We start from the raw sequence: 11,850 nt of genomic DNA on the forward strand, positions 1-11,850 counted from the left end.
GCGAAACCGAGCCAGGAGCAGATCGTGCTCCTGATCACCATCGCGCTCCTGATCGTGTTCGGCCTGACGCTGAACGGCTTCGCCACCGTCTCCAATCTCCTGAATTTGTTGCGGAGTATTTCCATCCTCGGCGTGCTCGGCCTCGGCATGGGTCTGATCGTGATCAGCCGCGGCATCGACCTCTCCGAGGTCGCGATCATGGCGGGTTCCTGGGCGATCGCGCTGATCTACATGCAGAACGGCATGCCTGTTTTCACGGCAGTGCTGCTGGCGCTGGCGGTCGCGGTGCTGATCGGCGTCGTCAACGGCGTGATGGTCGCCTTCGTCGAGGCGCCGGCGCTGTTCGTGACGCTGGCTGCCGGTTTCGTGATCTATGGCCTCGCCTTCTGGATCGCGCCGGCCTGGGTGGTCTATGCGCCGAAGGATGCGCCGGGCCTGATGTATCTCGGCGCCGGACGGCTGTTCGGCATCCCGGTTCCGATCCTGGTGTTCGCGGCCTGTGCAATCGCAATGCATTTGTTCCTGTCGCGCACCTCGATCGGCCGCTTCATCTATTCGCAGGGCGACAATCCGGAGGCCGCGCGGCTGACCGGCGTCGCGCTGCGGCCGCTGATCGTGCTCGAGCACGTGCTGGTTGCACTGCTCGCCTGGATTGCGGGCCTAGTCTGGGTCGGCACCACGGGCAGCATGCAGATGGCGATCACCCAGGGCACCATGATCTTCGACGTCGTGCTCGTCGTCGTGATCGGCGGCATCAGCCTAATCGGCGGCCGCGGCAGCGTGTTCAGCGTCGTGGTCGGCTGCATCCTGATCGGCACGCTGCTCAACGCCTTCACCATCATGGACGTCAACAGCGAGGTGCAGAACATCATCAAGGGCGTGGTGCTGCTGGCCGCCATCGTGCTCGACAACTGGCTGCACCCCCGCGACGAGGAGACCGCGCGGCAAGGCGACTAGGACATGAAGACTGGGCGCGTCCCTCGCGCCAATCAAAGCGATTCCAAATCAATCAAAAGAATTTTGTGTGGAGGAGACGATGAAGACGACCAAGTTCTGGACGATCCTGCTCGCCGGGGTGGCGCTTGCCGCGATGCCGTTCGCGGCGTCGGCGCAGGATGAAGGTACCAAGGCCGGGCGCGAGCTGCGCGCAGCGTACGACAAGTCGCTGCAGGGCAAGACCGTCGCCTATCTGCCGATCGCACTCGGCGTGCCGCTGTCCGACGAATGGGGCCGCGTCGTGCAGGAAGAGGCGGAGTGGCGCGGCATGAAATACATCGTGCGCGACCCCAACAACAACCCGTCGGCCATGCAGCAGGCGCTGACCGCGCTGGTCGACCAGAAGCCCGACGTCCTGATCGTGCAGAATCCGAGCGTGACGCTGTTGATGAAGGACCTGAAGCGCGCCGAAAGCCAGGGTACGCATGTGATCCAGGTCAACATGGCCTCGAACTACAAGTCCGGCGCCTTTGTCGGCGTCGACTGGCGCGAGATCGGCAGGATGCTGGCGAACGAAGCCGTGAAGGCCTGCGGCACCGGCTCCGGCAAGTCGGGCAAGGTGCAGATCGTGCAGGGCGAACTGACCGCGGCGGCCAGCGTCGACCAGGTCGGCGCCATCATGGAGGTCCTGAACAAGGATCCCAACATCAAGGTGGTGTCGAACCAGGCCGCGAACTGGGACGCCAACACCGCGCTCAACATCACCGCCACCGTGATCCAGCAGCACCCCGATCTCTGCGCCTCGATCGGCTTCTGGGGCATCATGGAGTCGGGCGCCGCGCAGGCGATCCGCAATGCCGGCAAGATCGACGATGTAAAGGTGTTCGCCTCGGGCGAGGGCTCGCAGCTCGATTGCGACCAGGTCAACTCCGGGAATTTCAGCAAATTCCTCAGCTACAAGGCGACCGAGCAGGGTCACGATCTGATGTTCGCAGCCGAGACGCTGCTGATGTCCGGCGACAAGCCCGGCACCAAAAACCTGTCCTATTACACGCGGCCGATCTGGATCGATAAGACCAACGCCTCGCTCGGCGGCACCTGCTTCGCGCTACCCAAGAAAAACTAACAAGGCGCGAGACAGCCGGCGCGGGGGGGCATTCCCGCGCCGGCTGTATCACGGGTCAGAATCCGGAAACGTTGAAACCGGATCAGGGAGTGCTTTGGCGATGTCGATGGCAGTTGATTCCTTTTCCGCATCGGTGCGGCGGTTCTCACCCCGGCTCCTGCTGTCGGAGCTGTTGCTGAAACAGTGGTTCGAGCCGGTCGTTCCGTTCACCGTGATGATCGGGCTGTGGGCCTATTTCGCGCTCACCATTCCCGACTACGCCTCGGTGCAGAACTCGGTGTCGCTGCTGCGGTTGTTTGCCGAATTCGGTTTCGTCGCGCTCGCGATGGGTTTCTGCCTCGTCACCGGCGGCATCGACCTGTCGGTCGGCGCGATCTTCGCGCTGTGCAATTTCGCGGCGCTGTATTTCCTGCTGGTGCGCGAATGGCCGGTCGGCCTCGCGGTGCCGGCGACGCTGCTGGTCGGTGCGCTGCTCGGCAGCATCAACGGCTTTCTGATCGGCTTCCTGAAGACGCGGCCGTTCCTGACCACGCTGGTGACGCTGATCATCCTGCGCGCTTCGGTCAATCTGCTTAACACCAGCTACGCCCAGGTATTCGCGACCAATTCGGTCGAGAGCGATGCCTGGGATTTCATCGGCGGCGGCAGCGTGCTCGGCATTCCCGTCAATGCGGCGACGCTGTTCGTGGTGCTGCTGATCTGCCACATCTTCCTGTCGCGCTCGCGCTATGGCTGGCATCTCACCGCGATCGGCGCCAGCCGCAAGGCGGCGCGTCATGCCGGCATCCGCGTCCGCCTGATGCTGTTCATGACCTATGTGCTGTCGGGCACGCTGTGTGCGGCGAGCGGCATCTTCTACGCCGCGCGCCAAGCCTCGACGGATTCCACCACGGGCGTGGGATGGGAATTCCAGGCGCTCACCGCCGTGGTGCTCGGCGGCGTGTCGCTGGCCGGCGGCAAGGGCACGGTGTGGCGGGCGATGATCGGCGCGCTGATCATCTTTCTTTTGATCAACGGCCTCGTGCGGATGGGCATCCCGGGCTATGTCACTTCGGCGGTGACCGGCATGATCCTGCTCGCGGCCGTCGGCATCGACGTCAAATGGTCGAAGAACCGCGGCAAGGCGATCCAGAAGATCTATGTCAATCCGGCCTTCGTGCCGCTCGCCTCGGCGCCCGCGGTGCAGCCCGGCGCGGCGTCGCCCTATGCGCAGAACGACCGGCTAATCAATGCGCAGGCGATCGGCGTCGATCAGGTCGAGGGGCCCGAGGATGTCATCCTCGACCGCCAGGGCCGGCTCTACGGCTCGACCCGCGACGGCAATGTGATCCGTTTTTCCGGGCCGAACTTCGAGACCCGCGAGGTGTTCGCCCATATCGGCGGCCGGCCGCTCGGCATGCAGTTCGATCGCGATGAGAATTTGATCGTCGCCGTCGCCGGCATGGGCGTCTACGGCGTCGCGCCCGACGGCCGCATCTTCAAGGTCACCGACGAGACCAACCGCACCTGGTACAAGCTGAACGACGACAGCCGCCTGCGCATGGCCGACGACCTCGACATCGCACCCGACGGCAAGATCTATTTCAGCGACTGCACCACGCGCTACGAGATGACCACCAACACCCTCGACATCCTCGAGGGCCGGCCGAACGGCCGCGTGGTCTGCTACGACCCGGCGACCAGGACCACGCGCACGGTGATCAACCACTTCTATTTCCCGAACGGGATCTGCGTCTCGCATGACGGCAAGTCGATCCTGATCGCGTCGACCTCGCTGTGCAAGGTGTTCCGGCACTGGATCGACGGGCCGAACAAGGGCAAGACGGAGGTGCTGATGGACGAGCTGCCGGGCAACCCCGACAATATCAACCGCGCGTCCGACGGCACCTACTGGCTGGCGCTGGTCGGCATCCGCACGCCGACATTCGACCTTGCGGCGCGAAAGCCCGGCTTCCGCCTGCGCATGGTCAAGCAGGTGCCAACCGACGAGTGGCTGGCGCCGGCGCTCAACCATGGCTGCGTGCTGAAATTCAACGAGCAGGGCGAGGCGCTGGAATCCTGGTGGGACCCGACCGGCATCTCGCATTCGACGTTGACGTCGATGCGCGAGCACCAGGGCTATCTCTATCTCGGCGGGCTCGAGAACAACCGGATTGGCCGCATCAAGCTCGAGGGCGTCGACGACAGCTGGACCGGCTACGATGCCTATTGGGGCGCGAAAAGCAGGGTGACGACGTAATGGGATTTTTCGATCATCTGCTGCGCGACATCCGCAGCGTCATCGACCGCGACGGCGGCCAGAACGCGATCCCGCCGCTCGACGGTGCGCTGAGCCCGAACGACCGGCTCGACAGCGCCACCCCGATCGGCGAGCCGTTGCCCGGCGTCGACGACGTGATCGCCGCCGGCGACGGCGCGGTCTATGTCTCGGCCGGACGCCGGGTGCTGAAGCTCGGCGGCAATGACTTGTCGACACGTACGGTCGTCGCCGAGTTCGAGGATGATGCCGGCGGGCTCGCGTTGCATCCGGACGGCCGCCTGCTGGTCTGCGTCGCGGGCAGGGGCCTTGCCGCGATCGATCCGGCAAAGCCCGATCCGCGCTGGCTGGAGGCTGCCGGCGGCAGCGCGCTCACAGGGCTGCTGTCGGTGACGGCGGCGCCCGATGGCCGCATCTATGCCGTCGAAGGCAGTAGCGGTCGCCGTCCAGGCGAATGGCGGCATGATTTGATGGAGAAGCGCGCCAATGGCCGGCTCGTCAGCTGCGGCGCCGGGCTCGACAATCCGCAGGTGCTGCTGCGCGATCTGCCCTATCCCTATGGCGTGAGTGTTTCGGCCGACGGCAGCAGCCTGTGGCTCACCGAAAGCTGGGCGCATCGCCTCAGCCGGTTCGCGCTCGGCGGCAACGGGCTTGGTCCGCGCGAGACCGTCGCCGGCAACATGCCGGGCTATCCGGCGCGGCTGCATCCGGACGGCCACGGCGGCATGCTGCTCGGCATCTTCGCCCGCCGCACCCATCTGATCGAGTTCGTGCTCAAGGAAGACGATTTCCGCGAGGAGATGATGGCGACGATGCCGCCGGATTACTGGGTCGCGCCGGCGCTCGCCGGCGGCAGCGATTGCCTCGAGCCGATGCAGATCGGCAGCGTCAAGGCGCTCGGCATCCAGAAGCCGTGGGCGCCGCCGCGCTCCTATGGTCTGCTGGTGCATCTCGATGCCGAGGGCGATGCGACCGACGGCCTGCACAGCCGCGCCGGCGGCCGCTTCCACGGCGTCACCGCCGCCTGCGCCACGCCATCGGGCGTCGTGATCGCGGCGCGCGGCGCCGGACGCCTGCTGCGCCATACGGGAGAGCTGCGATGAATGACGGTGTGATGCAGGCGACCCCCGGCGCCAAGACGGCAGAGACCTCCGCAGTCCGCGAGCCGGTGCTGCGGATCACCAACGGCTCGAAGATCTATGGCGGCGTCCACGCCATCGAGGGCGTCAATTTCGACCTCTATCCCGGTGAGGTGCATGCGCTGGTCGGCGAGAACGGCGCCGGCAAATCGACGCTGTGCAAGGCGATCGCGGGCGCGATCCAGCTCACCTCCGGCGACTATCTGCTCGACGGCAAGCCGACCGGTTTCGAGCAGCCGCGCGACGCGCTCAATGCCGGCATCTGCATGGTCTATCAGGAGACCAGCCTGGTGCCGACCATGACCGCCGCGCAGAACATCGAGCTCGGCAACGAAAAGCTGCTGACCCGGTTCCGCACCCTGAACATCCAGGCCCAGCAGCTGTTGCAGTCGCTCAACTTCCACGTCGATCCGGCGACGCCGGTGGCGCTGCTCGGCACCGCCAAGAAGCAGATGGTGGAGATCGCGCGCGCGATCTACAACAAGGCGCGCATCATCATCTTCGACGAACCGACCGCATCGCTGACGCCGGAAGAGATCGTCCACTTCTTCCATCTGGTGCGCGACCTGCGCGCCCGCGGCGTCTCGATCATCTACATCTCGCATGCGCTGGAGGAGTCGCTGCAGATCGCCGACCGCATCACCGTGCTGCGCGACGGCAAGCTGGTGATCACGGCGCCGGCCAGGCAGCTGACGCGCGATGCGCTGGTGCAGCACATGGTCGGCCGCGAGGTGGCGCAGGCGGTCTATGGCGGCAAGGCGAAAACCCATCAACGCCGCGAGAAGGTGCTGACGGTCGAGAACGTCACCATGGGCATGGCGGTCAAGAACATGTCGTTCTCGGTCTATGCCGGCGAGGTGGTCGGCATCGCCGGCCTGATCGGCTCCGGCCGCACCGAGATCGCCAAGATCATCTACGGCGCACTGAAGCGCAATCTGGTCAATGGCGGCACCATCCGGCTGCGCGGCAAGCCGATCCGCTACCGCGTGCCGCGGCAGGCGATCAATGACGGCATCGCCTACATCACCGAGGACCGCAAGGCCAACGGCTTCTTCGAGACCATGGTGGTCGACGACAACGTCTATATCGGCAGCCTCGCCACCGGAAAGGGCTGGAGCTTCCTGCTGTCGCGCGCCCGGCGCAGCAAGCTCGCCAGCTACTGGGTCGATCGGCTGAAGATCAGCGCATTGCAGCGCAAGGCCAGGATCATCGAGCTGTCCGGCGGCAACCAGCAGAAGGTGGTGCTGGCCAAGACGCTGGTGCAGGACCCCTCGATCATCATCTTCGACGAGCCGACGCGCGGCGTCGACGTCGGCACCATCCCGCACATCCACGGCGAAATCCGCCGCCTCGCCGACGAGGGCAAGGCGGTGGTGGTGATCTCGTCCTACCTGCCGGAGATCCTCGCGGTGTCCGACCGCATCCTGGTCGCGCGCACCGGCCGCATCGTCGCCGAGTTCGACGCGGCGGACGCGACGCAGGACAAGATCCTGTACGCCGCGGTGCATTGACGGCGCGCTGCGCGGCCTGGGATCGGCGTAGGGCGGATTAGCGCAGCGCAATCCGCCGTCTTGCCACGCCTTCGACGGGCAAATCAGCGGCAACAAGTTCAGTGTCGTCCCGGCGCAGGCCGGGACCCATAACCACAGATCGTCATTGTTGTACGTCGCTGGAACGACGAGTCCCGCCGACAATTTCTGCTGCGGCGCATGGGTCCCGGCCTGCGCCGGGACGACAGCGTTGGGTGGGGCGCCAACTCCCTTGACAATTATTTTAAGCATAAAATAATATCCCGTATCGGCTCCAGGGGAACGCGCCTCGTCCGTGCCCGCGCCGCCGAAGCCAACGGGAGAACGCCATGCGTATCGTTTGCATTGGGGGCGGGCCGGCCGGGCTTTACTTCGGCATCCTGATGAAGATGCTGGATCCCGCGCACGTCATTTCGGTGGTCGAGCGCAACCGGCCCTACGACACCTTCGGCTTCGGCGTGGTGTTCTCGGATGCGACCATGGACAACATGCGCAAATGGGATCCGGTCACCGCTGACACGATCGAGCAGGCCTTCAACCATTGGGACGACATCGAGGTCCTGATCAAGGGCCGGCGCATGCGCACCACCGGCCACGGCTTCGTCGGCATTGGCCGCAAGCGGCTGCTCAACATCCTGCAGGCGCGCGCCGAGGAGCTCGGCGTCGAGCTGATCTTCGAGCGCGAGGTGAATTCCGATCTCGAATTCCCCGACGCCGATCTCATCGTGGCATGCGACGGCGTCAACTCGAAGATCCGCACCAAATACGTCGAGGCGTTCCAACCCGACATGCTGATGCGGCCGAACCGCTACATCTGGCTCGGCACCAACCGTCCGTTCGACGCCTTCACCTTCGACTTCCGCAAGACCGAGCATGGCTGGTTCCAGGCGCACATCTACAAGTTCGAGGAGGGCGCGGCGACCTTCATCGTTGAGACCACCGAGGAGGCCTATCTCGCCCACGGTCTCGACAAGATGGAGCAGGACGACTCCATCGCGTTCTGCGAGAACGTGTTCGCGGAAATCCTCGAGGGGCATCACCTGGTCTCCAACGCGCGGCATCTGCGCGGCTCGGCCTGGCTGTCGTTTCCCAGGCTGATCTGCGGCAAATGGACCGCGTTCAACGGCAACAGCCATGTCGTGCTGATGGGCGACGCCGCCCACACTGCGCATTTTGCGATCGGCTCGGGAACCAAGCTCGCGCTGGAGGATGCGATCGAGCTCACCAACCAGTTCAAGATCCACGGCGCGACGCGCGACAGCATTCCCGCGGTGCTCAAGGCATACGAGGAGCTGCGCCGGGTCGACGTGGCGCGGATCCAGAACGCCGCGCGCAACGCGATGGAATGGTTCGAAGTGGTCGGCTCGCGCTATGCCGACACGCTGGAGCCGGAACAGTTCATGTATTCGCTGCTGACCCGCTCGCAGCGCATCAGCCACGAGAACCTGCGGCTGCGCGACAAGACCTGGCTCGAGGGTTATGAGCGCTGGTTCGCGGAGCGCAGCGGCGTGGCCGCGACCAACGACCGGGTCACGCCGCCGATGCTGACGCCGTTCCAGATCCGCGGCCTGTCGCTTCATAACCGGATCATCGTCTCGCCGATGGCGATGTATTCGGCGGAGGAGGGCGTGCCGACCGACTTCCATCTGGTGCATTTCGGCTCCCGCGCGCTCGGCGGCGCCGGCCTTCTCTTTACCGAGATGACCTGCGTCTCGCCGGAAGCGCGGATCACGCCCGGCTGCTGCGGCCTGTGGAACGACGCGCAGGCGGCGGCCTACAAGCGCATCGTCGACTTCGTGCATCGGAATTCGCAAGCCAGGATCGGCATCCAGCTCGGCCATGCCGGCCGCAAGGGCTCGACGCGCGTCGCCTGGGAAGGCATGGACGAAGCGCTGCCGGACCACAACTGGCCGCTGGTGTCGGCTTCGTCAGTGCCTTATCTGCCCGACGGCCAGATTCCGGAGCCGATGAGCCGCGCCGAGATGGACGAGGTGCGCGAGCAGTTCGTCGCCGCAGCCAGGCGCGCTGCGGCCGCCGGCTTCGATATCCTGGAGCTGCACTGCGCGCACGGCTATCTGCTGTCGAGCTTCCTCTCTCCGCTGACTAACCGCCGCACCGACGACTACGGCGGATCGATCGAGAACCGCGCGCGTTATCCGCTGGAGGTGTTCCGCGCCGTCCGCGCGGTGTGGCCGGAGGACAAGCCGATGTCGGTCCGCCTGTCGTGTCACGACTGGGCCGAGGGCGGCAACACGCCCGAGGATGCGCTGATCTTCGCAAAGCTGTTCAAGGAGGCGGGAGCCGACCTGATCGACTGCTCCTCGGGGCAGGTCTGGGCCGACGACCATCCGATCTATGGCCGGCTCTACCAGACGCCGTTCGCCGACAAGATCCGCAACGAGGTCGGCATCGCGACCATCGCGGTCGGCGCGATCTCGGAGGCGGATCACGCCAACTCGATCATCGCCGCCGGCCGCGCCGATCTCTGTGCCATCGCGCGGCCGCATCTCGCCGATCCGGCCTGGACGCTGCATGAGGCTGCGAAGATCGGCGTCAAGCAGGTCGCGTGGCCGAAGCAGTATCTGTCGGGCAAGTCGCAATACGAGGCCAATCTCGAACGCGCGGCTGCGGGAGTGAAGGCATGATGAGGTTCTGGCCCAACGCACATGCGCTGGTGACCGGTGCCGGTTCCGGCATCGGCGCCGCGACGGCGATCGCGCTGGCAAATGCCGGCGTGCGCGTCAGCATCGCCGGACGGCGGATCGACGCGCTGAAGGCGACGGCGGCATCGCTCGACAAGCAGGCCGGCGCCGTGGTTTCGATCGACGTGACGGATGAAGCTGCGGTGACCAAGGGTGTCGCGCAGATCGAGGCTGAGGCAGGGCCGATCGATATTCTCGTCAACAATGCCGGCAAGGCCGCGAGCGCGCCGTTCGACAAGACCGGCGCGGCGTTGTGGGCCGACATGCTGGCGAGCAACCTCTCCAGCGTGTTCCTGGTGACGCATGCCGTGTTGCCCGGCATGGCGCAACGCGGCCGCGGGCGCGTGATCAACGTCGCCTCGACCGCGGGTCTCACCGGCTACGCCTACGTCTCCGCCTATGTCGCGGCCAAGCACGGCGTCATCGGCCTGACGCGCTCGCTGGCGCTGGAATATGCACGGCGCGGCGTCACCGTGAATGCGGTCTGTCCCGGCTACACCGATACACCGCTGGTGGCGGATGCCGCCGCGAACATCGTCGCCAAGACCGGCCGCAGCGAACAGGAAGCGCGCGCAGCGTTGGCAAAAGTCAATCCGATGCAGCGGCTGGTGACGCCGGAGGAGGTCGCCGACGCCATCCTCTGGCTTGCCTCCGAGACTGCATCGTCAATCAACGGACAAGCCGTCGCGGTCGCCGGCGGCGAAGTCTTTACCGGGTGAAGGAACACGTCATGTCCGAGATGAAAGCAAAGCTCCGGCCGTTCAAGGATTATCCCGCCAAGCACTTCCGCTGGCAGGTCGATGCGAGCGGCCGTGTCGCGACCATCACGCTGAACCGGCCGGACAAGAAGAACCCGCTGACTTTCGAGTCCTATGAGGAGCTGCGCGATCTCTTCACCAATCTCAAATACGCCGCCGATGTCCGCGCCATCGTGCTGACCGGCGCCGAGGGTAATTTCTGCTCCGGCGGCGATGTGTTCGAGATCATCGAGCCGTTGACGCGGATGGCGATGCCGGACCTGCTGGCCTTCACGCGGATGACCGGCGAGGTCGTGCGGGCGATGCGCAAATGCCCGCAGATCATCGTCGCAGCGATCGACGGCATTTGCGCCGGGGCCGGGGCGATGCTGGCGCTGGCGTCCGATTTGCGGCTGGCGACGCCGCAGGCCAAGACCGCGTTCCTGTTCACCCGCGTCGGTCTTGCCGGTGCCGATATGGGCGCGTGCGGGTTGTTGCCGCGCGTGATCGGGCAGGGCCATGCGGCCGATCTGCTCTACACGGGACGTGCGATGAGCGCCGAGGAAGGTTTTGCGTGGGGCTTCCACAACCGTCTGGTGCCGCCGGCGGAACTCGCCGGTGCTGCGCAAGAATTGGCGCGCTCGCTCGCGGATGGGCCGTGGTTCGCGCATGGCGTGACGAAAACGATGTTCAACCAGGAATGGGCGATGGGCGTCGACGAGATGATCGAGTCGGAAGCGCAGGCGCAGGCGATCTGCATGGTCACCGGCGATTTCCGCCGCGCCTTCGAGGCGTTCGCCGCCAAGCAGAAACCGGCCTTCGAGGGCAATTGAGATGATCGAGATCCTGCAACCCCAAGGATGGTCCAAGCCGATCGGCTACGCCAACGGCATGGCCGCGCGCGGCAAACAGCTCTTCATCGCGGGCCAGATCGGCTGGAACGGACAATGCGTGTTCGAGACCGACGATCTCGTGGCGCAGATCGGCCAGACCTTGCGCAACATCGTCGCGGTCGCCGCCGCCGGCGGCGCCGGGCCCGAGCACATCGTGTCGATGACTTGGTACTTGCTCGACCGCAAGGAATATTCCGCGCGGCTGAAGGAGATCGGTACGGTCTATCGCGACATCATCGGCCGGCGCTTTCCGGCGATGACCGCGATCCAGGTTGCCGGCCTGATCGAGGATCGCGCCAAGGTGGAAATCCAGGCGATTGCGGTGGTGCCGGATTGAGGGCGACGCAGTTCCGCCAATCCCGTCATCCTGAGGAGCCGCGAAGCGGCGTCTCGAAGGATGCACGGCCCGGCTGGTGGCCGTCTACCCTTCGAGGCTCGCTGCGCGAGCGCCTCAGGGTGACGGAGATGGATCGGAGTACGCTGAAGCAATGTTAAGCCTAAGCCCAATCGTCGCGGGCCCGCCCAAGTCCC

General features: G+C 65.5%; 9 protein-coding genes. All 9 read left to right on the plus strand.

Going from position 1 to position 11,850, the window contains the following annotated elements; genetic code table 11:
- The first annotated feature begins 24 nt into the window (after positions 1-24).
- The 9 genes from ACVMDN_RS10845 (at position 25) to ACVMDN_RS10885 (ending at position 11,656) form a co-directional block, all read left to right on the plus strand.
- Positions 25-957, plus strand: a complete 933-nt coding sequence (locus ACVMDN_RS10845; protein ID WP_229191388.1) for an ABC transporter permease — start codon at positions 25-27, stop codon at positions 955-957.
- 79 nt (positions 958-1,036) lie between these two features.
- The gene (locus tag ACVMDN_RS10850; protein ID WP_076833596.1) at positions 1,037-2,062 is read left to right on the plus strand and encodes a sugar ABC transporter substrate-binding protein; all 1,026 of its coding nucleotides are present in this window, start codon (positions 1,037-1,039) and stop codon (positions 2,060-2,062) included.
- Positions 2,063-2,168: 106 nt separating this feature from the next.
- The gene (locus ACVMDN_RS10855) at positions 2,169-4,301 is read left to right on the plus strand and encodes an ABC transporter permease (protein WP_309143786.1); all 2,133 of its coding nucleotides are present in this window, start codon (positions 2,169-2,171) and stop codon (positions 4,299-4,301) included.
- Positions 4,301-5,422 (plus strand): SMP-30/gluconolactonase/LRE family protein, encoded by a 1,122-nt coding sequence (locus tag ACVMDN_RS10860; protein WP_141340875.1) that lies wholly within the window; start codon positions 4,301-4,303, stop codon positions 5,420-5,422. Before ACVMDN_RS10855 ends, ACVMDN_RS10860 begins: the two co-directional genes overlap by 1 nt.
- A gap of 11 nt (positions 5,423-5,433) precedes the next feature.
- Positions 5,434-6,969, plus strand: coding sequence for a sugar ABC transporter ATP-binding protein (locus tag ACVMDN_RS10865; RefSeq protein WP_076833429.1), 1,536 nt, complete (start codon positions 5,434-5,436; stop codon positions 6,967-6,969).
- 347 nt (positions 6,970-7,316) lie between these two features.
- Entirely contained in the window at positions 7,317-9,632 is a 2,316-nt protein-coding gene (locus ACVMDN_RS10870; protein WP_141340874.1) for a bifunctional salicylyl-CoA 5-hydroxylase/oxidoreductase, read from the plus strand.
- Entirely contained in the window at positions 9,629-10,408 is a 780-nt protein-coding gene (locus tag ACVMDN_RS10875) for an SDR family NAD(P)-dependent oxidoreductase (protein WP_076833432.1), read from the plus strand. Before ACVMDN_RS10870 ends, ACVMDN_RS10875 begins: the two co-directional genes overlap by 4 nt.
- An 11-nt stretch (positions 10,409-10,419) precedes the next feature.
- Positions 10,420-11,259: an enoyl-CoA hydratase family protein gene (locus tag ACVMDN_RS10880; protein WP_199805355.1), complete on the plus strand. Its 840-nt coding sequence runs from the start codon at positions 10,420-10,422 to the stop codon at positions 11,257-11,259.
- A 1-nt stretch (position 11,260) separates the two neighbouring features.
- Positions 11,261-11,656, plus strand: a complete 396-nt coding sequence (locus tag ACVMDN_RS10885) for a RidA family protein (RefSeq protein ID WP_141340873.1) — start codon at positions 11,261-11,263, stop codon at positions 11,654-11,656.
- The last annotated feature ends 194 nt before the right edge of the window (positions 11,657-11,850 follow it).

It is taken from the genome of Bradyrhizobium sp. USDA 4510, assembly GCF_054059095.1.